This is a genomic window from Actinophytocola sp., from assembly GCF_050699915.1.
Taxonomy (GTDB): domain Bacteria; phylum Actinomycetota; class Actinomycetes; order Mycobacteriales; family Pseudonocardiaceae; genus Actinophytocola.
On record NZ_JBOHGA010000009.1, the window covers coordinates 1 to 23117 of the forward strand.

General features: G+C 67.6%; 22 protein-coding genes. 4 read left to right on the forward strand and 18 right to left on the reverse strand.

What is annotated here, in order from left to right; all coding sequences use genetic code 11:
- Positions 1 to 84 precede the first annotated feature (84 nt).
- From ACRDSK_RS02940 to ACRDSK_RS02995, 12 genes are all read right to left on the reverse strand, one after another.
- Positions 85 to 1875 carry an NAD(P)/FAD-dependent oxidoreductase gene (locus ACRDSK_RS02940; protein WP_431438298.1) on the reverse strand — a complete coding sequence of 597 codons (1791 nt, stop codon included), beginning with the start codon at positions 1873 to 1875 and terminating at the stop codon, positions 85 to 87.
- Positions 1868 to 2800 carry an alpha/beta fold hydrolase gene (locus ACRDSK_RS02945; RefSeq protein WP_431438299.1) on the reverse strand — a complete coding sequence of 311 codons (933 nt, stop codon included), beginning with the start codon at positions 2798 to 2800 and terminating at the stop codon, positions 1868 to 1870. Before ACRDSK_RS02945 ends, ACRDSK_RS02940 begins: the two co-directional genes overlap by 8 nt.
- Positions 2790 to 3692, reverse strand: a complete 903-nt coding sequence (locus ACRDSK_RS02950) for an alpha/beta fold hydrolase (RefSeq protein WP_431438300.1) — start codon at positions 3690 to 3692, stop codon at positions 2790 to 2792. Before ACRDSK_RS02950 ends, ACRDSK_RS02945 begins: the two co-directional genes overlap by 11 nt.
- Positions 3693 to 3698: 6 nt before the next feature.
- The gene (locus ACRDSK_RS02955; RefSeq protein WP_431438301.1) at positions 3699 to 5006 is read right to left on the reverse strand and encodes an NAD(P)/FAD-dependent oxidoreductase; all 1308 of its coding nucleotides are present in this window, start codon (positions 5004 to 5006) and stop codon (positions 3699 to 3701) included.
- Positions 5006 to 6466, reverse strand: a complete 1461-nt coding sequence (locus ACRDSK_RS02960) for an NAD(P)/FAD-dependent oxidoreductase (protein WP_431438302.1) — start codon at positions 6464 to 6466, stop codon at positions 5006 to 5008. Before ACRDSK_RS02960 ends, ACRDSK_RS02955 begins: the two co-directional genes overlap by 1 nt.
- The gene (locus ACRDSK_RS02965) at positions 6436 to 7461 is read right to left on the reverse strand and encodes a phosphatidylglycerol lysyltransferase domain-containing protein (protein ID WP_431438303.1); all 1026 of its coding nucleotides are present in this window, start codon (positions 7459 to 7461) and stop codon (positions 6436 to 6438) included. The genes ACRDSK_RS02960 and ACRDSK_RS02965 overlap by 31 nt, the downstream gene beginning before the upstream one ends.
- Positions 7462 to 7464: 3 nt before the next feature.
- Entirely contained in the window at positions 7465 to 7917 is a 453-nt protein-coding gene (locus tag ACRDSK_RS02970) for a type II toxin-antitoxin system RatA family toxin (protein ID WP_431438304.1), read from the reverse strand.
- Positions 7918 to 7940: 23 nt separating this feature from the next.
- Positions 7941 to 9179 (reverse strand): aspartate aminotransferase family protein, encoded by a 1239-nt coding sequence (locus ACRDSK_RS02975; RefSeq protein WP_431438305.1) that lies wholly within the window; start codon positions 9177 to 9179, stop codon positions 7941 to 7943.
- Between the two features lie 109 nt (positions 9180 to 9288).
- Positions 9289 to 10323 carry an SDR family oxidoreductase gene (locus tag ACRDSK_RS02980; RefSeq protein WP_431438306.1) on the reverse strand — a complete coding sequence of 345 codons (1035 nt, stop codon included), beginning with the start codon at positions 10321 to 10323 and terminating at the stop codon, positions 9289 to 9291.
- A gap of 10 nt (positions 10324 to 10333) precedes the next feature.
- A complete protein-coding gene (locus ACRDSK_RS02985) occupies positions 10334 to 11518 on the reverse strand; it encodes an acyl-CoA dehydrogenase family protein (RefSeq protein WP_431438307.1) in 1185 nt (394 codons plus the stop codon).
- Positions 11466 to 11951, reverse strand: a complete 486-nt coding sequence (locus ACRDSK_RS02990; RefSeq protein ID WP_431438308.1) for a hypothetical protein — start codon at positions 11949 to 11951, stop codon at positions 11466 to 11468. Before ACRDSK_RS02990 ends, ACRDSK_RS02985 begins: the two co-directional genes overlap by 53 nt.
- Before the next feature lie 56 nt (positions 11952 to 12007).
- A complete protein-coding gene (locus tag ACRDSK_RS02995) occupies positions 12008 to 12589 on the reverse strand; it encodes an NADPH-dependent FMN reductase (RefSeq protein ID WP_431438309.1) in 582 nt (193 codons plus the stop codon).
- A gap of 499 nt (positions 12590 to 13088) precedes the next feature.
- Between ACRDSK_RS02995 and ACRDSK_RS03000 the strand changes: the two genes are divergently transcribed.
- On the forward strand, positions 13089 to 13586 hold the full coding sequence (locus tag ACRDSK_RS03000; protein ID WP_431438310.1) for a hypothetical protein: 498 nt from the start codon (positions 13089 to 13091) through the stop codon (positions 13584 to 13586).
- Between the two features lie 194 nt (positions 13587 to 13780).
- Complete coding sequence (locus tag ACRDSK_RS03005) at positions 13781 to 15211, forward strand: cation:proton antiporter (protein ID WP_431438311.1); 1431 nt, start codon at positions 13781 to 13783, stop codon at positions 15209 to 15211.
- Positions 15212 to 15880: 669 nt separating this feature from the next.
- Here ACRDSK_RS03005 and ACRDSK_RS03010 read toward each other — a convergent pair.
- The 4 genes from ACRDSK_RS03010 to ACRDSK_RS03025 are packed head-to-tail and all read right to left on the reverse strand — an operon-like array spanning position 15881 to position 19899.
- Positions 15881 to 16528 (reverse strand): response regulator transcription factor, encoded by a 648-nt coding sequence (locus ACRDSK_RS03010; RefSeq protein WP_431438312.1) that lies wholly within the window; start codon positions 16526 to 16528, stop codon positions 15881 to 15883.
- Positions 16529 to 16547: 19 nt separating this feature from the next.
- Entirely contained in the window at positions 16548 to 17804 is a 1257-nt protein-coding gene (locus tag ACRDSK_RS03015; RefSeq protein ID WP_431438313.1) for a sensor histidine kinase, read from the reverse strand.
- 38 nt (positions 17805 to 17842) lie between these two features.
- Positions 17843 to 19150, reverse strand: coding sequence for an FtsX-like permease family protein (locus tag ACRDSK_RS03020; RefSeq protein WP_431438314.1), 1308 nt, complete (start codon positions 19148 to 19150; stop codon positions 17843 to 17845).
- The gene (locus ACRDSK_RS03025) at positions 19147 to 19899 is read right to left on the reverse strand and encodes an ABC transporter ATP-binding protein (RefSeq protein WP_431438315.1); all 753 of its coding nucleotides are present in this window, start codon (positions 19897 to 19899) and stop codon (positions 19147 to 19149) included. Before ACRDSK_RS03025 ends, ACRDSK_RS03020 begins: the two co-directional genes overlap by 4 nt.
- A 487-nt stretch (positions 19900 to 20386) precedes the next feature.
- Here ACRDSK_RS03025 and ACRDSK_RS03030 point away from each other — a divergent pair, with 487 nt between their 5' ends.
- The gene (locus ACRDSK_RS03030) at positions 20387 to 20617 is read left to right on the forward strand and encodes a hypothetical protein (protein WP_431438352.1); all 231 of its coding nucleotides are present in this window, start codon (positions 20387 to 20389) and stop codon (positions 20615 to 20617) included.
- A 160-nt stretch (positions 20618 to 20777) separates the two neighbouring features.
- Here the strand turns inward: ACRDSK_RS03030 and ACRDSK_RS03035 are convergent, their stop codons facing one another.
- On the reverse strand, positions 20778 to 20960 hold the full coding sequence (locus ACRDSK_RS03035) for a hypothetical protein (RefSeq protein WP_431438353.1): 183 nt from the start codon (positions 20958 to 20960) through the stop codon (positions 20778 to 20780).
- Positions 20961 to 21181: 221 nt separating this feature from the next.
- The gene (locus ACRDSK_RS03040; protein WP_431438316.1) at positions 21182 to 22129 is read right to left on the reverse strand and encodes a LysR family transcriptional regulator; all 948 of its coding nucleotides are present in this window, start codon (positions 22127 to 22129) and stop codon (positions 21182 to 21184) included.
- 406 nt (positions 22130 to 22535) lie between these two features.
- Here ACRDSK_RS03040 and ACRDSK_RS03045 point away from each other — a divergent pair, with 406 nt between their 5' ends.
- On the forward strand, positions 22536 to 23084 hold the full coding sequence (locus ACRDSK_RS03045; protein WP_431438317.1) for a hypothetical protein: 549 nt from the start codon (positions 22536 to 22538) through the stop codon (positions 23082 to 23084).
- The last annotated feature ends 33 nt before the right edge of the window (positions 23085 to 23117 follow it).

The window sequence follows — 23117 nt, forward strand, 5'->3', positions numbered from 1 at the left end:
ACGACCCGGTGACGATCAGGGCGTGTTCGGCGAGGTTCGTTCACAACACGCCCACCGACTTGTTCGAACAGCGCGCGACGCGCGCTAATCCAGCCCGCCGACCTTTCGGTAGTCACGGTTGCGGTAGGTCAACATGTCCCGTGCCGCCTGGACACCGACGCTGAGACCGCGACTCGCCTCGGCCAGAAGCAGTTTCGTCGCGTCCTTCGACACCTCGGCGAAACCGTTGGTGAAGTAAGTACCGCGTACATGCTTCGGGCTGGCGAACTTGCCCCACAACAAGACCCTGGCCATGCCGAACATGTCGAACTTGCCGGTGGGCACCCTGTTGTCCGGGTCGAGCGCGCGCCAACCGGTCCAGCGGGAGGACGGCACCAAGCCACTCGCGCACAGTGCGACGTGGATGTCGTGACAGGCTTCCGCCACGTCGATCGTCTTGTCCCGATAGGACTGCATGGCGGCGCAGGCAGCCTCGAACATCTCGGCGAACCTGGGATTGTCCACCGCCTGCAGACCCCGGTAGGGCGCCTGCTCCAATCGGTCGAACGCGCGCTCGTCCTTGCTGCTCCGAAAGGCCATCAACGCAGTCAGCTGCGAGTTCGCACCGTACATGGTGGCCAGGGACCACACCCGGTGCCAGGCGTTCCACAGGTCGAAGTCGTCCCATGAGGTGTAGGAGTAGCTGACCAGCTTGTCGTAGTACCCGAACGACTTCTTGGTCCAGGTCTGGATGTATTCGAAACGATCGATCGAGAAGTCGTCCGTGCGCACCGCGTCGATGAGCCGATGCCCGAGCGCGTTGATGATCATCGTGGTGACCGCGAGGCCGCTGGAGAACAACGGGTCGATGAAGTCCGAGGCGTGCGGCAGCAACACCCAGCGATCGCCGATCACCTGTTTCGAGGAGAACTGGCTGCGCTGCGACGAGGTGTACGGCCGCACCGCGTACGCCCGGCTCATCTGTTTCTGGAAACTGGGGAACCGGTTGACATGCGCCCAGAACTCGTCCTCCGGCGATTCACCGTCCCGCTTCGGATACTCGTCGAGATCCAGGTTGATACCGACACTGCACAGATTGCTTGTGCTGCCGATGTGGTTGTCGAACGGAATGACCCACGCCCAGCCGCCCTTGAAAATGTGGTGCAGCGTGCCCTGCGCGAACGGGCTCGGCATCCCGTGTTCCTTACGGGACGGGATCACCTTGTCGAATGGCTCGACACCGACGAAGTGGTTGAAGATGGTGCGCGAATGCGTCTGGTACGGCGGGTCGACGCGCAGGTCGAGCTGCTCACCGAGCACGCTGCGCATGCCACCGGCGTCGACGATGAACTTCGCCCGGTAGTCGCCGGTCGTCGCGGTCTTGATCGTGGCCCCGTCGGCGTCGAACTCCACCGAGGTGACCGGCGTGTAGGTGAGGCCGGTGGCCCCGTAGGACAGCGCGACCTGGAACAGGTAGGCGTCGATGTCCTGCCGGAAGAAGTGTGAGTCCGGGCCGATCGGCGGGCTCCAGGTGGGATGCATGGTGCATTCCTCGGCGCGGAACCCCTCCCCTGCGCGGTGGTAGGCGAAGCCGAAGTTGCGTTTCACCCCGGACGCGGTGCTGACCTTGCGCCGCAGGGTGTGGTGGCCGGCCAGGTAACCGAGCTCGGGCACGTCGTAGCGAGCGGCCATGACCCGAAGGCCGACGATGGTTTCCGGCACCGTGGACTCGCCGATGGCGAACCGGGGATGACCGCCGGCCTCGATGATCGCCACCCGGACGCCATGCCTGGCCAGGATGGCGGCCAGCGTGGTACCGCCGATGCCGCCACCGATGACGGCGACGTCGAACTCGCGGCCGCGTTGTCCTACCTCGGATTTGCTGAGTTCAAGCATGTTCGTCAACTTTCTGTGTCGGCGCGGTGGCGGTGACCGGAGCGAGGTGCGTGCCCCGCACGAACTCACCTATGTGGGTGGCCAATTCGAACGGTCTTTCCTCTCCCAGCAGCACGCCGGAGTTGGGTATCGACACCAGACGGGCGTCGGCGAAGTCGTCGGCGAGGCGCCGGGCATGAGTGGGTGGGTACACCTTGTCCGTCGTCGACCACGCCACCAGCACCGGCGCGGTGAAGTCGGACAGCCGCCGCGCGAGTTCCGACAACAGGGCGGGATCGAGAGCGCGCAACATACGCCGGGCGTCGGCGTAGACGCCGTCGTCGACCAGCGCGGGCAACACCCAGGAATCCGACGTCGCGCTTTCGACCGGCCGGCTGGTAAGCCAGCCCTGCGCGAACGGCAGCCGGCGCAGTGGTCGCCAGCGCAGCGGCCCGAGTATCAGCTCCCGCGCCAGCGGCGCGTACGCGATCGCCTTCAGGACCGACCGGTAACGGCGGGGCGGGGCGTTGTCGTACGCACCCCCATCGGTCAGCACCAGTCGCCCGACGAGGTCCGGCCGGGTCATCGCGACCACCTGCGCGACGGCCGTGCCCCCGTCGTTGCCGACCAGCGTCACGTCGTCGAGACCCAGCTGTTCAAGCGCCTCGACGGTGATCTCGGCCAACCCGCGAAATGACAGGTCCGCTTCGGGAACCGGGATGGTGTGCGAGCCGTAGGGCAGGTCGATGGCGATACAACGGAAGCCGCCGGACAGCGCGGCCACCACCTTGCGCCATACGTTGGCGTTGGTGAACGGCCCGTGCAGAAACACCACGGGCTCGCCTTCGCCGGCCTCGAAACAGACCAGTTTTCCGGTGGACAACGTCAGTTCGCGCGGTACCCCGAGACTGCGGTGGCGCCATCGCGCGCGCGGGTCATCGGACATTTGCGACCCCTGGTTCGGTAGTGCTGATGAAGTGCGAAACAAGTGCCGCCACCCGCGCCGGCTGGTCTTCCGGGGAGAAGGTGTACGCGTCTTCAACCCATTCCAGGCGCGCGTCAGGAAATTCCCTGGCGAGCCGGCGGGCATTGGCGATGGGACAGAAGCGGTCCTGCCGCGACCAAGCCACGAGCACCGGGCGCTCGAATTCGCGGAAACGCTCGGCCGCCGCCACGGTGTGCTTCGACCGCAACCCGACCAGTACCCGCGCCAAGTCCCTGCGGATGCGCCGGTCCAGGATCGACGGCAGCAGATAGGAGTCGGAGATGACGGGGGATAGCGGTCTGCGGGTGAGCCACCCCTGCGCGAACGGCAGTCGCCGCAACGCGCGCATCCGCATGGGCGCCAACAGCGGCAGCAGCCCGCCCGGCAGGGCCGCGGCGGCCCGCATGAACCCGAAAGCCGCCGGCGGGAAGTCCGCGTACGCGTCGCTCGAGGTCAGTGCCAGCCGTCCGATCAGGTCCGGACGCTCCGCGACGATCAACTGGGCTATCGCGCCGCCGGTGTCGTTGGCCAGCAGGGTCGCCCCACCCAGCCGGAGCGTCTCCATCGTCTCGACGACCATCGACGCGATGCCGGGCGGGGTCAGGTCCGCCTGCTCGACCGGGCGATCATGCGAGCCGAACGGCAGATCCAGGGTGACGACGCGGAATCGCGAAGCCAGCATCGGGACGACCTGACGCCACAGATTTGCGTTGACCATGGCGCCGTGCACCAGGACGATCGGCTCGCCGGAACCCCGTTGGAAGACGCGAACCTGTCCCGATCCGATTCGGGTCGGGCTCGGCTCGCCAAGATCCGGATGCCGCCAGCCGAGGTCAGGCAGTGAGTGGTCCACGACGGTTCACCTCGCTTGCTTCCGGCCGAACTGGCGGTACAGCGAGGCTTGCGCGTCGTTGAACACCTGGCTCGCCGAGTTTTGCGCGCGCCCGAGGGCCTTGGCCACGGAGACGGCCGCCGGCAGCCCCATCAGGCGGCGCGGGTTGTACTCGTGCCGGAGCATGAGCGTCAGGTTGTCGCGCCGGCGCGGTGACGTGCTGATATACCGGAACAGTTCGACGTCGACCGAGTTGGTCGGCAGGCCGAGTCCGATGGACCGGGAGAAGTAGTACATCGGCCGGGCATCGACGTCCCGCTCTGGCCACCACCGCGCGGTGGCGCGATCAATGGTGCGCGGAGAGCCCCACGCCGGCAGCAGTCGCCGGGTGAGCGCGTGTACCTGCCTCAGCGCGTCGGAGATGCCCTGACCGGTGATGACGTCCTTGAAATGCCCGGAATCCCCGATCAGCACCCATCCCGGACCGGCAGCTTCCCGGAAGTAGCCGTCCATCCGTCGAACCTGTCGTGGTTCGCCGACCTGTTCGGCACCGTCGAACAGGCCGCGCAGGGTCGGAATGATGCGTTGCGCGTTCTCCTCGAAGACCGCCCTGTCGCGGTAGTAGGGACGGGGATCGTCACGCGTTGGCTGGGCGACGACCAGCGTGAGGCCGTCGTCGCAGGGCACCATGAAGTAGATGTCGCGGCCGTCGCGCACCAGCTGGAACTCGAGTGGGGTCGGCAGGTTCCGGTAGTAACGCCAGATCGCGTCGCGGTCGTTGGTGGTCACCGCGTACTTCTTCGCGTTGACCAGCTTCGCCACCGTGGAGTTCCGACCGTCCGCGCCGACCACCAGCGGCGCCAGGATGCGGTGCTCGACACCGTCGGAGCCGATGGCGAGCACCCCGCTGACCCGGCCGTTGCGTTCGGTCAGCACCCGGCTGACCGTGAGGCCGGTGCGCACCGGCACGCCGACGGCCTCCACCCGCCTACGGAGCATTTCGTCGAGACCGGCGCGGCGAACGCACATGCGCGGCCACTGCGGGTGGTGCACCGACATGTCGACGCCGTCCATGACCGTGCGGGTGCTGTGCAGCGGTGGCGCACCGAGCGCGTGCAGCTCGTGCAACACGCCGAGGTCGTCCCACAGCCGCAGATCTTGCAGGTAGTGGGTGGACAGCACGTCGGTCTCGCGGGCACCGCGGTCGAGCAGCACCACACGCTTGCCTGCCTCGGCGAACCGGATGGCCATGGCGCAGCCCGCGATCCGCGCGCCGACGATGACGATGTCGGCGTGTTCGATGCCGGCCACGGCCGCGCCGTTGTTCTCGCTCATCAGCGGACAACCTCCATCCGCCGCGTGGCGGTCGACGATTCGGCCGGCTGGAACACCCGCGGCTCGGCCGGCGGCCGCACCGCGCCGGTGCGGACGTCGTACTTGTCCGCCAGGTCGAGCAGGCGCACGTAGAGCCGGGAGCCCAGTTCGAGTGCCGGCCTCGGCAGCGCGATCCCCCGTGACTTGGTCCAGGGCAGTAGGTGCGAATCGGCTTGGCCCCAAAGCAGTTCGCTGAACCGCCAGGCGGAGTGGACCGACAAGGACAGTCCATGGCCGCACCAGGCACCGGCGTAGTGCACGCCGGGCATGCCAGGCACGCCGGCGACGATGGGCAACCGATCCTCCGTACTCCCGGCCAGCGACTTCCAGCGCGCCACCACCGGGATGTCCCGCAGCACCGGGAACCTGGCCGCCATCTCCCGTCGCAGCCGCACCTGCACCGCGTCCGCGCTGCGCGAGTCGGGCACCGGGTCCTCGGTCGGCACGACGACCGGGCCGCCACCGAAGACGAGCCGTTGGTCGGCCGTCATGCGGTAGTAGTTGAAGTAGTTCCGCTGATCGATGATTCCGCCCCGGCCGTTCCAGCCGAGCTCGGCACGCTGCTGGTCGGTCAGTGGCGCCGTGGCCATCACGTGTGCCCTGATCGGAATCACGCTGCGCCGGAACGGTTCCAGCTTTCCCGAGTAGCCGTCCATCGCCAGCAGAACCCGATCGGCCGTGATGTCGGCCGACGTGGTCGACAACGTGGTCGCGGTGCTGCCCGTCGTGCGCATTTCCAGCACCCGGCTGTGTTCGTGAATATCGACGCCGAGTTCGCGAACGGCCTTGGCCAGACCGACCGCCAGCCGGTACGGATCGACCAGCAGAACATCGTCGTAGGAGAAGCCGGCCACGTAACCGGGACCGGCTCGTCTGACCAGTTCGTCCTCGTTGAGCCAGTCGATGGTGTATCCGAGGCTGTCCAGATCCGCGAGATGAGCCGCCATCCGGTCGCGCTGGCGGTGGGTGATGGCGGCGAGGGTGTGCGGCTCGTCGCGGGCGTCGCAGTCGATCTGCTCGGCGTAGATGATCTCTCGTAGCAGGTTCACGCCCTGCTGCGACGCTTCGAAGGCGACGCGAGCGATCTGGTCGCCATAGGTCTTGCGCAGCCGCCGAATCGACATCTTCAGCCCAGGTCCGACGATGCCCGTGCTGCCGCCGGTTGCGCCCCCGCCGATCCGGCCCGCCTCGAGTATGGCGATCTTCATACCCGGCCATGCCTTGGCCACGAAGTAGGCGGTGGCCAAGCCGCTCAGTCCGCCACCTACGATGACCAGATCCGCGCGGCTCGTCCCACTCAGGCGCGGCTCGTTGGGCACATAGCCGGCGAGCTGCACCCAGATCGGCGCCGTGTCCAGGCACCTGGTTGCGTCAACCATGTCCACTTCCTTCAGAGCGAATTCGTCGCCAGTGCCAGACACAGAACGTCTCGCAGGCGAACACGGCGAGGGAATGCGATGTACTCGGGTGTCACCGACTGCGGCCGCCACTTGAGCTTGAAGGCGAGCTGGCCCTTGGCCGGATAGAGCGCGGAGCCACGTTCTCCGATCAGGGACAACGCCGAGTTCAGCAGTCGGGATGAGGTAGGCACCGCGTGCTCGGGATGCAGTCCGACGAACGGGGTGAGCCCGAGGTGCAGCCAACCGACCTTCTCGTCGCGGAACGTCTGCGCCGCTTCGGAGAACACGTGCTCGATGACTCCGGGCGGGGCGTCCGGTGCGCGCCGGGTCAGGTCATACAGCCAACCTGCCCGTTCGCCGTACACCGGGGAGTACGAGATGTAGGCGACCACCCGGCCGTCGACCTCCGCGACGAACAGCCGACGCCGGTTCTGCATCGCGCCGCCACGCTCACCGATCATCAGTCGCAGCTCCTTGACATGCCGCCCCTTGTTGCGTAGCCAGGCGGCGTCGACGCCGTCGAGTTGCGCCGCGAATTCCGGAACAGCCAGTCGATCCGCCGCGGCCTCGCTGACCGTCACTCCCTCCCGCCGCGATCGGGCGATCATGTTGCGGGTCTTGACGAACTTCTGCCCGCGCAAGCTGAACTGGGCGAGGTCGATGCTGTAGGAACAGCCGAACTGGTTCACGACCCAGTCCGCTGTCGCCGCACGTTCGGCGTCGGCGCGGTTCAACTGCACGGCGATGACCCGCTTCCTGGCCGCCCGGGCGGCATCGGCGAACGCGCGGTCCAGCGGTCCGCGATCGGCGTCCGCCGCGCAGGCGCCGGTGAGCTGCACCCAGTACCGGCGCCCGGCCGGCCGGTAGGCGATCAGTCCGGGCCGGTCTTCGACCGAGAAGTACCTGTTGCCCTCGTTGAGTGCCAGGAACATCGAAGAGCTCTGGCCGAGCTTCTCGACTACGGCCAGCGCGTCATGTGACGTGATATCGGACGTGGACAGCTGCGCGCGAGCCACTACCTAACTCGCCTTCGCAACCTGGTGAATCTCACCGAACAGGCCGGCGAGGATCAGCGCGATATTGTCACGAAGCGCTCGTTCGGCCACCGGGTCGAGAAGATCGGCGAGCGTCGGCATGCCGAGATCGAAGTGCGCCTCGAACTGCACCTCCGTGCCGCCCGGGGCGGCCCTGACGCGCCAATATCCGTCGAATACCTCGAAATCTCCCTCCAACTGGTGGAACTCGATCTCGCCTGCCGCCCGGTCCAACACGTCGTGCTCGGTCCAGCACAGCAGGCCGCGTCGGAACTTCACGGTCCAGGTCGAGATGATTCCGGGCTCCTCGCTGTCCTTCAGGTCGACGGCCACCACAGCGTCGGTCAGCTCCGGATAGCTCTTGAAATCACTGACGAGGTCGAAGGCGGCAGCTGGGTCGAAACCAGGAACAATGAAGGACATGATGACTTTGGGCATTTCTTATATTCCTTGCCTCGACGTCACTTGGACACCGTTTCCGCTACCGCTTCGGCGAACACGGTGTTGAAGAACTCCAGTTCCGCCGGCGAAAGAATCGCCGGCGGAGTAAGTCGCAGGACCGTCGGTGAGTTCAACGAATGGTTCACCAGCACACCACGGTCGACCAGGTTGAGGTACAACTCGCCGACCAGCCCGGGTTCGTCGAACTCGATGCCGATCAGCAGACCGCGCCCACGCACCTCGACCCGCTCGGTCTCGACATGTGACGTCACGCCGCGCACCGCGTCGAGCAACTCTTCGCCGAGCGTGGCCGCGCGAGACACGATGTCCTCGTCGCGCACGACCCGGACCGCCGCCAGCGCCGCCGAACAGGCGATCGGCGACGCCGCGAACGTGGAGGAGTGCAGGTACGGGTCCTTGGCGAACGGCTTGTAGATATCCGCCGTGGTCACCACGGCGGACACCGGGACCACCCCACCGGACAGCACCTTTCCCACCAGGAGCAGGTCGGGCACCATCCCCGCGGTATCGACGCCCCACCAACTGCCGAGCCGACCGAGGCCGGTCTGGATCTCGTCGACGATCAGCAGCGAGTCGTAGCGCCGGCACAGTCGGGCGGCCGTCGCGAGGTAGTCCGGCGGCGGCACGATCACCCCGCCCTCGCCCTGCACCGGCTCGACGATGACGCAGCCGCGCCCGGCGACCGCGGCCAGCGCCGCTTCCAGCGCCACCGGATCTCCGTACGGCACGACGGTGACGCCCGGCAGCAAAGGCTCGAACGGATCCTGGTAGAGCCGGCGAGCCGTCACACTCAACGCGCCAAGGGTCTTCCCGTGGAACCCCCGGTTCGTGGTGACCAGCTCGGTCTTGCCGTGCGCCCGCGCGAGTTTCAGCGCGGCCTCCGTCGCCTCCGTCCCGGAGTTGACGAAGTGCACCAGATCCAGACCGGGCGGGGTGACCGAGGCCAGCTCGGCCGCCGCCTCGATTCCCACCGGCTCGAAGAAGACCCGAGTGGACATCGGATGTGTTTCGAGCTGCTGCCGCACAGCCGCGGTCACCGCCGGGTGACGATGGCCGAGCAGGTACACCCCGTGGCCGCCGAAATTCAAGAAACGTCGGCCGTCGTGCGTAAGAACCCAGGCACCCGAGGAGTCGACCTCGGCCATCCCGCCCAACAGCCGCCCGAGCGACGCCCGCCCGGCGCCCTGATGTGTCCGGCACAGATTCTCGATGTCCAGCCTGACCTCCGCGACCGTCATGACAGTTCCGCCTCCCCGGAGTTGAATGTCGTGGTTGCGTCGGGGAACGGAAGATTCTGTGTGGTCGCATACTCGGCAGGGCTTGATCTTGAGGTCGACACAGGCGGTGTCATGCAAGCTGCTTCTGGTTCGTGGGTGCCAGGCCCTTGCCTTGCGCCCAGTAGTACAACGTGTTGTACGCGGCCCGGCTGAGGGCCTTGTTGGTGACGCTATCGGCGAATCCCAACTCCGACATCGAGTTCGGCAGCGCACCGGACTTCTGGAAAAGGCTGGCGAACTCGAGCAGGAACTTGAACCTCGCGGCCAGCCGGGGCGGCAGTGAGTCCTCCAGCAGCGGAAGGATCAGGCGATCCACCGCCTCGGTCGGGATCAGCCGCGGCTTCGGGGTACCCAGCCCGAGGTCCGCCGCCAGCTCCATGCAGACGTCCAGCAGCTCAAGCGCGGACAGCGCCTGGTCCCCAGCGGTCAGCCAGAACTCGCCGGCGGTGATGTTCTCGCGCAGGAGCTTGCCGACGACCCCGGTCACCGCGTCCAGCGGCACGAAGTCGATCAGGGCATCGGCCGGCATGGGGATCATCGGGGCCTGGCCGCGCATGATGGCACCCATCACCGCGTGGATGCCCTGGAACTGCGACATTCGACCGTCCAGCGAGTCTCCGATGATGATCGAGGGCCGGACGATCACGCTCGGCGCTGGGTGTTCCCGGACGATCGCCTCCGCCTCGATCTTGGAGTCGACGTAGGCCGCGGCACCGGGTGAGTGATGCTTCTCCGGTGGACACGCGACGAACGCGGTGCTCAGGAAGTACAGCGGAGCCGACGCCTGCTCGGCGAGCCCCAGCAACGCGGTCGCCCCGCTGGTGTTGACCTCCCGGATGCGTTCCGGGCTCAGCTTCCAACTGGTCGCCGCCGCCGCATGCACGATGGCGTCCACCCGCTTGGCCAGCACCGCGTAGTCCGCCGGCGACAAACCGAGGCACGGCTCGGCGAAGGAACCGGAGAACTCACTGACCCGGACATCGTTGATCGACCGGCGATGACGCAGGCACACGACGTCGAATTCGGCGGCAAGGTCGTCGATCAGCGCCCGACCGACGAGACCGCTGGCGCCGGTGAGCAGAATGGTTTTCTTCCGCCACGTCATGTGTTGCTCCTCAAGCAATTTTGAGAGTGTCGCCGGCGAGATGCCGGGTCAGTGGTCCGGCCATTCGACCCCGCGACGGCGGATGAAAACCGAGCCCGTTCACCGCGGCCGCCAGATATCCGATGTCGTTCGCGGACATGAACCGCAGCCCGCCGAGCAGCTCCACGGCGGCGGGTACCACGGCGGCGATGGCGTCCTGCACGGCGTAGCGCACCAGCAGGGTGTCCGCCAGCAGCGCCATGTCGGACTGCGACCGCGGAATCTGACGCGCGATGTTCTCGACCGCCGCCGCGGCCGCCCCGAGGTTCGAAACCAGCTTGAGTCGCGCCGTCTCCGACGACTTCTCACTGGCCAGCGCCTGCTCCACGATCGCGCTCGCCGCGCCGAGATACGAAGCGGTCATCAGCAGTTCGAACCACACGAACCCGGCAGTCTGGACGTCGTCCAGCTCGCCGTCGGTAGTCACCTCGGTCAGCACCACCAGGCTGTCCGGAACCAGCACGTCGTCGATGCGTACTTGATCGCTCTCCGCGCCGGCGAGAACGAAACTGGACCAGAACGGCGTGACAGTCACGCCGGGGTCGGAGGCCGGAATCAAGGCGACGGCCAACCGGTCGCCAGTACCGTCCGGCGCAGGCAAGCGCATGCTCACGGTCAGCAAATCCATGGACCGGGCGAGACTGCACGGCCGCTTGTACCCGCTGACCCGCACTCCCTCCGAGGTAACCGTGACATCCATGCTCGGCGCCAGAATGCGTCCGTCCGGGCGTCCCTCGGCGAACCCGGAGGCCAACAGCATGTTCTTGGTCGCGATGGCTTCGAGCAACAGCCATTCTTGGCCGCCGAAAGCGGCCATGTACACCAAGCTGGAGACTGAGAAATGGTGCATGGTGGCGGCGACCGCCAGAGACGGGGACCGGGAGCCGATCGCACGCTGAATTTGCACGGCCTCCAACGCACTGGCGCCTTTGCCCTGGTATTCGGCCGGAATGAGCAGACCGGCACCGCCTGATTCCCGCAGCAGGGAGATACCCGGTGACGAGTCGCTCTCCAGTTTGCTGAGCGGGATGTCCTGCAGAGCCTCGTCCAGGCCCGGCAGCATCCGTTCGAGCGTGGCGCGTTCCCGTGCGAGAAATCTCATTCTATACCCTTCCAGAATCGACTCTTTCACGAACGGCCACACCTTGCTCACCACGATATTCCCGTTCGAATTCCGCGAACTCCGGCGTCGTCACCGGCTCAAAGGGAATCCCGAACGGCTTCATGGTGTTGCCGAACAGCGCTCGATCCCCGAATAGATGGATGGGCAGCGCGAGCAACGCCCATTCTGGCCCGAAGATCAAGGCCCACACCAGGGCGATCGCCCCGGCGGTGAGGAGGCTGTGCATTACGTTGTAGGCAACGTAGTAGCCCTTTGAGATCGCGCCGTCCGGACTGCGATGATAGGCGATCGCACCGGGGATGTAACCGATGACGTCAATCACCACGAACAGTCCGACGAAGACGAACCAGTCGATTTGTCCGATGTTGTATATCGCCAGCACGACAGCGACCAGCAACCCCATGAGCCACTCAGCGCGGGCGACCGCGTGCGTGCTCTTCGTCTCGAATCGATTCTTGCTGTCCACGACTGATCAGCCTCCGGTCTCGTTCGGTCTCCGCGTGTGCCCCGGTCTCGCGGCCGTCAGGCGACGTAGGGCTGCTGGGTACGGGCGTTCTTGAGCGCTGTCGCCCACCAGACCAGCCGCTCGAGAAGCACTTTCGCCGGCACGACCGCGTCGGAGGTGCACAGGTTGCCGTCATCGTCGAGCTGATCCCACACCACGTGGAAGCTGACCGTGTCTCGAATCGTGACGGCATGCAGCTCGGCGAAGACGCCACGCAGTTGTTCCACGGCACGTAGTCCGCCCGCCAGCCCGCCGTACGACACGAAGGCGACGGGTTTGGCCTGCCACGGCGTACGGTGCCAGTCGATCAGATTCTTCAGCGACGCGGGAAAGCTGTGGTTGTACTCCGGCGTAATGGCGACGAACGCGTCCGCGGCGGTCAGTCGCGCAGCGGTGTCGGCCAGCACGTCGGCATCGGCGGATGCCGACGACCGCGGCGGGACCAGTGGCAACTCGACCTCAGCGAGGTTGATTACGTCGATGGTAAATTGATCGAACAGCCGAGCCTGACCGGTGAACCAGTTGGCCACCGCCGATCCCGAACGTCCCTCCTGCGCCGTACCGAGGATAATGGCGACCCGCAAGGCGTCCTTTTGCATTACGATAATCCCTTCCGCCGCGACCTGCGCACTGATGCGGCGCGCGCGAGCGACAAGCGAAATGATCTACGACATCAAGAGTAATTGCTGCTCAGTGGGAGATTTCCACATCTGGACACAGCGGTGCCGTCCCACCAACCGTGACATTCCCACGCTCCCGAGACAAGGGTGACATGGATCACATCATTTGCCTAATATGCACCGTTGACAACACGACCAATTGCGATTAGCTCGCTATCAGGTTGCTATTACGTCGCCATATCAGCGTCGCAGCGCGCTGATTCCAGAAGGTGCCAAGGTGCTGACGTCGACGGAAATCACCCGAGGAGTTGAGATGCCCGAGGCGCAATGCGAATCCCCCAATTGCACTAGCGCGGTGTCCACCAAACTTCAGCAATCGGCAACTTCGGCGGGTGGGGCGCGCATATGCCTACCCTGCGTGCGGAAGCTTGACGAGGCATTACAGGCACTGCCGTTGCTGTATGCGAGGTGTGGGGTCGTGCTGCACGGCGAGCGCACGCGCGGCCTCGGTCAATCTCGTGGCAGGAAAAGCCCTGGAATAGTTCTACGGGACACTCTGGTCACCGCTCGCACGGAAGTCCTGTCCCTCTTGTCGTCGTGGGCGGCGCTGGTGGCGGAGGAGGCGGGCCTACCGCTCCGGCCACGCCGGGAGGTCACCGCGCTGGTGAAGTTCCTGCTGGACAATCTGAGCTTTCTGGTGAGTCACCCGGCCATCGTCGACGCGATCGAGGAGTTCGCCCGCGTATGCACCCGTGCCCGGCACGCGATCAACCCGACGGACTACGTCGCGCTCGGACTGTGCGAGCGGCCCGGGTGTGGGCGGAAGGTGTACGCGCATATCGACCCGGACGGCGTCGGCTCGGGCGGCAACCGCGTGAGCTGCGAGGCCGGGCACGCGGTTGATCCGCGCCAGTGGCTGTCGCTGGCCCTGCGCTTCGCGCACGGCGGTACAGGTCGCAAGGGTTCGATCGCATGACCCTGAGCGCGGGCCGACGGCTGGTACCGACCAAGGTCGCGGCACTGGCAGCCGGCGTCAAGATCGAAACGATACGGAAATGGGCGAGTCGGGGAAAGCTGACCAGGTACGGAACGCCAGGACGGGCCCAGTACGACCTCGATGAGATTTCCGCACTGATCGGCCTCCGCGACAAAGATTCGGCGCGTTAGCGGATGCCCGATCCGTTCGAAGGCAACAGATCCGTACCGCACCGCGCCCGAACCGTGGTCGGCGTCGTCGCCGGACTCGCGGTCCTGGCCGGCATGGTTCCGCTGTTGGCCGCGACCGGGTTGCCGGCCGTCGACTCGGTGACCCACTACCTCATCGCGATCGCGGTGATCCTGATGAGCTGCCAGCTGCTCGCCACGGTGGCGAGGCGGATCGGCCAGCCGCCGGTGCTTGGTGAGATGGTCGGTGGGTTGCTGCTCGGACCGTCGCTGCTCGGTGCGGTATGGCCTGCGGCAAGCGCGTTCCTGTTCCCGTCCGCGGTAGTCGAGGGGCTTGGCGCGGCAGCACAACTCGGCCTGGTCGTGTTCGTCTTCCTGCTTGGCTGCGAGCTGCGCACCGATCGGATCGAACGCAAGGGGGTCGTCGCCACAACGGTGGCCGGCGGCATGCTCCTGCCGTGCGTCGCGGGTGCGGGAATCGTAGCCGCCACCGGCGGCCTGTTCGCCGGCCAGGACGGGGCGGCGCCAACGGCGACGATGCTGTTCGTCGGGCTTGCCCTGGCGGTGACCGCGCTGCCGGTCCTCGCGCGGATACTGGCCGACCTGCAGCTGTCCGAGACGCGGGTCGGCACGGTCGCGTTGTCCGCCGCCGCGATCGGTGACGGTGGCGTCTGGCTAGTCCTGGCGTTCCTGCTGTCCGGACAGGTCGGGAACGGCTCGGGATGGCGAATCCTGCTGCTGGCGACCGCGTTGGTGCTGGTCACCGTCTTGTGCGTGCGTCCGCTGCTGGCGGCCATGGTGCGGCGGCTCGAATCGAGCCAGTCGCTGACGGTGGTGCTGGTCGCGGGAGCGATCGGCTACGCGGTGCTGACCCAGGCCATCCAGCTGCATCCGGTCGTCGGCGCCTTCCTTTTCGGTGTCGCGATGCCGAGGAACGCGCCGTGCGTTGCTCGGATAAGTCAGCAGCTCGAGGGCTTCACACTGATCATCTTGCTGCCCCTGTTCTTCGCGGGTGTCGGACTGAGCACCTCGGTCGGGCTGCTCGCCACGGCGCCGTCGGCTCTGCTGGCGCTCATCGTGCTGCTGATAGCGGCCGTGGTGTCCAAGATGGTCGGCGCCGGCGTCGGCGCACGGCTGGCCGGCCTGCCGGCGCGTGACGCGATCCGGCTCGGGTTGCTGATGAACTGCCGCGGCGTGACCGAACTGGTGGTGTTGACCATCGGTTACCAGGCCGGTCTGATCAACCAACTGGCCTACACCGTGCTGGTCGTCGTCGCGGTGATCACGACCGCGATCACCGTGCCTCTGGTGCGCTGGGCGACACTCAACAATTCGGACGCGAACAACGACGCGACGCCCGGCGCACCGCTGGCCGGTGGAAGCCGCGGAACGACGGCCTCGGACTTCCCGGTCGGGGAAGTCCGAGGCCGCCCGTGAACCGTCACCGACCGGGCCGGACGCGCACCTTCATCCCCTCCGCCTGCGACACCTCCGACGACGGCCCACGACTCCCGACCGGCGAGGACGGTGGCCACAGGGCCGGCAACCCTCGGCGCTCGACGTGCTCCAGCCGTCACGCGTGGTCGCCGACGACGGAGATCTACGAGCCAACAGCCGCGATCGCGCTGACTTCGAGCAACGTGCCCGGAACAGCGAGCCCTGGCCCAAGGGGACTGCCCAGACTTTGATTGACGGTTCGGGTGTGATGGTTGTCAGGCCGCGTGTGCGGCGGTGTGGATGGTCTCAAACTCGACTGGGGTGAGGGCGGCACCGTGATCACGTTCTGGCAGGCAACGGCCCTCACCCGCACCCGATCGGAGACCAGGTCGGTGCGGCGGGCGGTCAGGAGTGCCAGGTCGGCGGCCCAACTCCGCACCCAAGCCCAACGGCAGGATCGGATGCCGGACCTCTACGCGCGGTTGCTCGTCCTGGAGTACCTTGCGCACGAGATCCTTGGTGCGGTCGAACGCGACAACACTGGCCCGGCCACGGTGTTCGCGATCGTCGACTCCGCGCCGGGATGGCTCGACACGCATGACCGCCCCTGTCGGATTTCCCCCAGGATCGGCGGTTCGCGCGTCGGGCCGGATTCTTCGCAACGAGCCCTCATTCCACTCCCAGGTGCCGCAACACGGCAAGCACCCTGCGGTGCTGTCCCTCGGTGCGCGGCAGGTCCAGCTTCGTGAAGATGGAGCTGACGTGCTTCTCCACGGCCCGGTCGCTGATCGTCATCTCGTGGGCGATCCCAACATTGGTGTGGCCCTGGGCCATCAGATCCAGCACCTCCCTCTCCCGCCGGCTCAACGACTCCAGCCCGAACCGGACGTGCCGGGTGGCCAGCAGCCGGGACACCACCTCCGGGTCCAGCGCCGTGCCGCCGGCGGCCACCCGGCGCAGCGCGTCGATGAAGTCGTCCACCGCGAGCACCCGCTCCTTCAACAGGTACCCGATGCCGGCGGCGTTTCCGGTCAGCAGCTGGGAGGCGTAGCGCACCTCCACGTACTGCGAGAACAGCAGCACGCCGAGACCGGGGTGCCGTTCCCGCAGCGCCACGGCCGCGCGGAGCCCCTCGTCGGTGAAGGTCGGCGGCATCCGGATGTCCAGCACGACCACGTCCGGCTCGTGCTCGGCCACGGCGGCGTGCACCGACTCGACGTCGCCCACCGCCGCCGCGACCTCCACGCCGCGGTCGGTGAGCAGCTGAACCAGGCCGTCCCGCAGTATCACCGCGTCCTCGGCTATGACGGTGCGCACGATTCCTCCTCGACGACGACTAGGACGGGACAGATAACGGCAACCGAACCACTGCGGTGGTCGGCCCGCCCGGCGGGCTCGAGAGGTCCAGCGTCCCGTCCACCGGACGGATCCGGGTCGCCAGCCCCGTCAGACCGCTGCCAGCGCCGATGACCGCGCCACCCCGACCGTCGTCCCGCACGGTCACCACCAGCTCGTCGTCGGACTGCCGGAGGAGCACCGTGATCTCGCCGGCAGCACTGTGCCAGGCGGCGTTGGTGATCAGCTCCGCCGCGCAGAAGTAGGCGATGGTCTCGACCGCGGGGGAAGGACGCCGCCGCAGTCGGGAGTCCACAGTGACCGACGGCCTGTAGTCGGCCACCAGGCTCTCCAGCGCTTCGGCCAGACCCACGTCGAGCATCGGCGGGTGGATGCCGCGGACGAGTTCACGAAGCTCCTGGATGGCCGTCCGCGCTCCCCGCAGCGCACCGTCGACCAGCGCCTTGGCCTGGTCGAGCTGTTCGCCCGAGGGAGCGGCAGGCTGCAGCTTCTCCTTGGCCATGGTCAACGACATGGCCAACGCCACCAGCCGGGCCTGTGCCCCGTCGTGCAGGTCGCGCTCGATCCGCCGCAGTGCCGCCGCCGAGTCCGCCACGGCCAGACCGCGGGTCTCCTCGAGGGCCCGCACCCTGGCCGACAGAGGAGCGGGACCGAGCAGCGCGCGGGCAGCCGCGACCACGAGCGCCACGAGCCGGCCCCCGCCCCAGGTCGACAACGCCAGCACCGCCAGCCCCACCACGCACACGACGACCATCGACGGCCACGTGTCGAGCTGGAGCTCGCCCACCCCGAGGCCGCGCTCGCCGTCGGAGTCCAACAGCCACCACCACAACGGGTAGGTGAGGAACCCGAAGCCGTAGACGCGGACCCCGACGAGCACGACGAACAACAGGACCGACAGCGGGATGTACAGCAGGACATAGGCGACGGCCCGCCAGCCGTCCGAGCCGGTCAGCCTCCGGCGGGCCGCCGCGAGACCGGACGGGCGGGCGTCCCGGCGGGGCGGCGGGATGTGCTCACCCACCAACCGGCGCAGCAACCAGCGGTGGAACCCCCCAAGGTGGCGAACACCGGCGAGCACCCCGACCAGCAGCAGCAACCCGATGTTGACCACGGTCAGCACCGCGCCGGCGGATAGCAGAACCAGCGTGAGCACTCCGCCAACCAGGCCGGGGATCAGACCGATCAGCGCGAGGCCGAACTCGCCACGCTGCCGTCGCCCGAACGGGGCACCCACCAGGCGCGCTGCCGTGGCAAACCTGACGGCGGAATACCTCATGTGCGCACCGCCACCCCCTCGATCGGCCGGATCGTCAGCAACCGCAGCAGCGGCAGGACCGCCGCGGCGACCACCACCAGCACCCCACTCCCGGTGATCCAGAACCAGCCGGCCGCAGGCACCGTGGGCAGGCCGCCCGCCATCATCGGGACCGACACCACGGTCCCCACGACGGCGCCGATCGCCACGGCTCCGGCCGCGATGATGGTCGACTCCCAGACCACCATGCCCACGACACGCCGCCGCCGCACCCCCACGAGCCGCAGCAACGACACCTCACGCAGGCGCTCCATGGTCAACATCACCTGCGTGCTGGCCGCGATGACCGCCGCGAACCCCGCGTACATCCCGGTACCGAAGATCTCCAGCCACTCCACGTCGCTCAGTCCGCGCCCGTCCCGGTACAGCTCGCCGAGTTTCGCCACGGCGAACGAGGAAGCGAAGGCGATGGGGGCGATGGCGGCCGACATCCGGCGAGACCGGGCCCGATTGTTCGCGACCGCCAGCTCGCCGGTAACGCCGAGCAGCCGGGACACCGGCACGGTCAGGGCGGTGACGAGCCGGCCGAGGAACGGCCCGGCCGCCCCGACCGCCACCAGGTACGCGAGCAGTAGCAGCGGAACCAGGTCGTAGGCGGTCTCCTGGGGTAGGAAGAACGCCACCACGGTCAGCGCCACCGACCCGGCCAGCGCCACCACCGCCAGCACCCGCCGCGGCCACGTCATCCCGTCCCTCGGCGCCGCAGCGCGGGCCATGGCCGCCGCGGGTCGGGTGCGGGCGGCGCGCCGCGCGGCGATCAGGCCGCCGATCACAGACGTCAGACCGAGCACCCCGAAGCTCACGAGCAGCGGCAGCATCCCCACGCTGACCTGCCCGTCCGCCGGGACCATGCCCTGCGCCGCCATGGCCCGGTACCACTGCCGCACGGCGATCGAGCCGAGCGCGTATCCCACGACCGCCGACGGCGCCGCGCACAGCAACATCTCCGCCACCACCATGCGGCGCACCTGCCCCGGCCGGGCGCCGACCGCGCGCAGCAGCGCGGTCTCCCGCTCCCGCTGGTTCACGGCGAGCGAGGCCACGACGGCCGCCATGAGGATCGTGAGATAGCCCGTGCCGCCGGTCAGCGCGGCGGACAGGTCCGTCACCTCGGCCTTGTTCGGGAACTCCGCCATGCGGCCCACCGTGACGAGCATGGCCACGCAGGTGGAGATCACGGTGGCGGAGAAGGTCAGCGCCACCACGACCCCGGCGAATGTCGACGGCCGGGACCGGATGGACGTCCTGGCGAGTCCCGTGCTCATGCCACGGCCGCCGGGGACAGTGCCCGCATCCGGTCACCGATCCTGGCCACGGACGCGCCGTGGAGGTCGTCGACCAGGTGTCCATCCGCGAGAAACAGCACCCGGTCCGCCCACCCGGCGGCCGCCGGATCGTGGGTGACCATCACGACGGTTGCCCCCTGCCGGTCGACGGCCCCGCGCAGCAACGCCAGCACCTCGCCGGCGGTCACCGTGTCCAGCGCCCCGGTCGGCTCGTCGGCGAACACCACCTCCGGTTCGGTGATCAACGCCCTGGCGATCGCCACCCGCTGCTGCTGTCCGCCGGAGAGTTCGCCGGGACGGCGGTGCTCGTAGCCGCTCAACCCGACCTCGGCGAGCGCCCGCCCGGCCCTCTCCCGGTCGGCCCGCACGCCGGACAGCCGCAGCGGGAGCAGCACGTTCTGCCGCACGGTGAGCGCGGGGAGCAGGTTGAACGACTGAAAGACGAAGCCGATCCGGGTGCGCCGCAGATCGGTGAGCCTGCGCTCCCGCAGCCGGGTCATCTCCACGTCGCCCAGCCGCACCGAACCCGACGTGGGCCGGTCCAACCCGGCGGCGCACTGCATGAGGGTGCTCTTGCCGGAGCCCGACGGCCCCATGACCGCCGTGAAGCTACCTCGCTGGAAGGCGGCCGTGATCCCGTGCAGTGCCTGGACCGCGTGCCTGCCCTTGCCGTACCGCTTGGCCACCCCGTCGAGCATCACCGCGGCCGTCCTCGTCCCTGATCTCATGGCTTCGACCGTAGGAATCTCGCCGCCGCGCCACGATCAGGCGAGCCCCCGATTCCGGGGTTCGGGTTTTCCGTACCCGCCCGGTGATGTCCGGGTCCGCGCTGCCGTGAAACGATCATGGCACTGCTTTCCGGGGTGAACCTCGCGCTCCCCGCCTCCGACACCGCGCAGGGGCAGCAGGACTGGGGCGTGATGTACGGCGGGATCTACCTCGTCGGCGACCACAACTACCCCTCGGGCTTCAGCGAACCGTTGACCGCACAGCGGTTCACCACCCCGAAAGGGACCTGCGCGGGCCGACGAGCTGACCCGCAGCGCACCCCGCAAGGGCTGGCAGCGACTGTCCGACGGGAAGGGCAGCAAGGGCCCATCGCCTCTATGACTGGCTGCTGCTGGATCCCGGCGCGGACGAGCACCAGTTGTTGGTCCGCCGTTCGATCAGCAAACCCACCGAACTGGTCTACAACATCTGCCATACCCGCACCCGGTGCCGCTTGCCGAACTGGTCCGCGTCGCCGGATCCCGTTGGGGCGTCGAGGAAACGTTCCAGTTCGCCAAGAACGAGACTGGGCTGGACCACTACCAAGTCCGCAGGTACGACTCCTGGTACCGGCACATCGCCCTGTCCATGCTCGCGGCGGCGTTCCTCGCCGTCACCGCCCACGCCGAGCGTGTCCGCGACGAAAAAGGGGGCGCCAGACGTGAAATGAACGACTGATTCCCCTGTCCTGCAACGAAATCAGACGACTCTGGGCACCCACTTGTTCCTTGGCTTGCACATGCGGTAGCTCGACACCGGTCCGGATGGCGGCGGTCTCCGGCGGATGGGCTGCACCAAGCGCTTGCAAAGAAGCCAGGTCCAACCTCGGCCCAGCCGATCAAGAGAACAGGTCCAACGGCATCGAACGCCGCCTTCCGTACTCCCCCGCAACGAGCGGGTCCGCCACATTCAACGCCAACGTGACCACGCTCGCGAACATCAGCAGCCGGTGCGCCGGCCGCAGCAACGCCCGCACGACAACGCTCGACTCTGTCGGCGAGTCGCGCTCCCAAGCGGCCATCCACGCATCGCCTCCTGGGTGATCGACATGAAACTGCCCCTCAATCACCAGCATCCCGCTGGAAAACCGCTGGTCAGACGCGGGACCGTCTGCATGTAGCCCTGCCAAGGGCGCCCACTCTGAACGCGAACCTCAACAAGCACATCCGGCCGCTGATCCGAAAGTGCTAACCACTACTTCTCAAGGTCGCGCAGCCCGAGGGTACGGTCATCCGCCGCGAGTCACCGTGCTGGGTGCTTCGTCGGCGCGGGCACCTCGGCGCCGTTGGCTGCTGGTTCATACGCGTTGCGGATGGCGTCGGTGCAGGCCAGCGTAAAGGCCTGGACGGCCTGTCTCCGGTCTCCGCGGCGGTGGGCGACGGCCAGCTGCGCGGGTCCGAGGTCGGTCACCGGGATGCTGACGAGGTCCGGACGCGCGTAGATGGCGGCGTTGCTCTCGGCGACCAGCCCGATCGCCGTGTCGGAGGCGATGAGCTCGAGTTTCTCGTCGGCGTTGGTCACCTCGGCCACGACCGTCACGGGTGTGTCGGGTCGCTGGTCGGCGCCGAGCCAGAAGTCGCGCAGTGGTCCGGCCGAGTGTGGGAGGGCCACGAACGGTTCGTCGAGGAGGTCCTGGAATAGCACGGTTGTGCGGTGTGCCAGTCGGTGCTGGTTGCTGAGGGTCACGAACCGTCGTTCGCTGAGCAGGATGTGGTAGCTGATGTCCTCGGCGTCCACCGGGAGCCAGAGGAACGCCACGTCGGTCGCGTGGTCGTGCAGACCCGCCGTCGGGTCGCCCCAACCGAAGGAACGGAGCTCGATCCGCCAGCCGGGCCGGCGCGTGGCGAAATGGTTGACAGCCTCGCGGTAGAGCGTGCGGCCGATTGAGGTCAGGGTGCCGACTCGTAGCGTCCGCAGTTGCTCGGCGACGATGTCACCGACCTCGACCGTGCCGTCGTCCCACTCGGTGAGGACCCGCCGTGCGACGGCGAGCAACGCCTCCCCGGCGGCGGTCAGTCGAACCTGCCGACGACCACGATCGAACAGCGCCGCGCGTAGGGTGCGCTCCAGGCCTTGGATCTGCTTGCTGAGCGCCGGTTGGGACAGGTGGAGCCGCTCGGCGGCTCGGGTGAAGCTCAGCTCCTCGGCCACAGTCAAGAAGTAACGCAGGTCGCGGAGATGAGCATCCATAACCGAAGGCTATAACAGCTTGTCTTGGACGGCCGGGCTGGCGCGCGCCAATACTCGGGCCATGAGATTTCGGCTGTTGGGCCGTACGGGACTGCGCGTGTCGGAGCTGTTCCTGGACACGATGACCTTCGGCGAGACCTGGGGATCGGGCGCGTCTTCCGAGGAGTGCCCCGGAACGGGTGGCGCTCGCGCCTCGCGTGCTCGCGGTATTCGGGCTCGGCGTCACGCCGTACCTGAAAGATCACGGATATCTCGGGCTTGATCAGCGCTTTCCTCCTCTATGCGGACAGCGCCATTCCACCGGCCACAGTGGCCAGCTCCGAATGACACATCTCGCGAAAGGATCACGGCCGTGACCGACCTACTGAGGACAGCTCGAGCTCGCCGGACCACGTGGCGACTGCCGATGACGGCAGCCGTGATCGCCGCGCTGGCATCGCTGATTCCGCTGGTTGTCACGGCGGACGCCGCCGAGCCGCCCATGTCGGGCGAACCAGCGCCGGCCGTGGCCGAGGCGCCGGAACAGCTGAGCGAAGATGCCGCCCGTTCCGTGCTGGACGGTATCTACCAGGGGGACTTCCGGACGGCGTTCGTCGACAAGCGGCCGGAGTTGTTCCTGCGCCACGTCCCGGACGATTTCGTCTCAACCATGGTGGACGGATCGCGGCTCGACGCAACCGCGATCCGGCAGGTGTTCCCGCAACAGTTCGCCACGATGGCTCGGACGATCGAGCACAACGTCACCATCGAAGACGTTGATGTGCTGAGTAAACGATCCATTTCGGGTGTAGTCACGCTGACAACGCTGATCGAGCACCGACGGCCGGGGAACGGCACGTTCCTGGTTGTCACCGTGGGCACCTTCCGGGACGACTTCGTACTGCGCAACGGCGTGTGGATGCTGCGGCAGGCCGTCCAGCTTCGCGGTCAGACGATCACCTCGCCGCGCCCGTGACTCGCCGCGCCCGTGATCAGCAGGGCACAACCA

Bases quoted from the DNA above. Each gene is read 5' to 3' on its own strand.
- ACRDSK_RS02940 (WP_431438298.1), bottom strand. From the start codon at position 1,875: ATGCTTGAACTCAGCAAATCCGAGGTAGGACAACGCGGCCGCGAGTTC.
- ACRDSK_RS02945 (WP_431438299.1), bottom strand. From the start codon at position 2,800: ATGTCCGATGACCCGCGCGCGCGATGGCGCCACCGCAGTCTCGGGGTA.
- ACRDSK_RS02955 (WP_431438301.1), bottom strand. From the start codon at position 5,006: ATGAGCGAGAACAACGGCGCGGCCGTGGCCGGCATCGAACACGCCGAC.
- ACRDSK_RS02970 (WP_431438304.1), bottom strand. From the start codon at position 7,917: ATGCCCAAAGTCATCATGTCCTTCATTGTTCCTGGTTTCGACCCAGCT.
- ACRDSK_RS02975 (WP_431438305.1), bottom strand. From the start codon at position 9,179: ATGACGGTCGCGGAGGTCAGGCTGGACATCGAGAATCTGTGCCGGACA.
- ACRDSK_RS02980 (WP_431438306.1), bottom strand. From the start codon at position 10,323: ATGACGTGGCGGAAGAAAACCATTCTGCTCACCGGCGCCAGCGGTCTC.
- ACRDSK_RS02995 (WP_431438309.1), bottom strand. From the start codon at position 12,589: ATGCAAAAGGACGCCTTGCGGGTCGCCATTATCCTCGGTACGGCGCAG.
- ACRDSK_RS03005 (WP_431438311.1), top strand. From the start codon at position 13,781: ATGCCCGATCCGTTCGAAGGCAACAGATCCGTACCGCACCGCGCCCGA.
- ACRDSK_RS03020 (WP_431438314.1), bottom strand. From the start codon at position 19,150: ATGAGCACGGGACTCGCCAGGACGTCCATCCGGTCCCGGCCGTCGACA.
- ACRDSK_RS03025 (WP_431438315.1), bottom strand. From the start codon at position 19,899: ATGAGATCAGGGACGAGGACGGCCGCGGTGATGCTCGACGGGGTGGCC.
- ACRDSK_RS03035 (WP_431438353.1), bottom strand. From the start codon at position 20,960: ATGGCCGCTTGGGAGCGCGACTCGCCGACAGAGTCGAGCGTTGTCGTG.
- ACRDSK_RS03040 (WP_431438316.1), bottom strand. From the start codon at position 22,129: ATGGATGCTCATCTCCGCGACCTGCGTTACTTCTTGACTGTGGCCGAG.
- ACRDSK_RS03045 (WP_431438317.1), top strand. From the start codon at position 22,536: ATGACGGCAGCCGTGATCGCCGCGCTGGCATCGCTGATTCCGCTGGTT.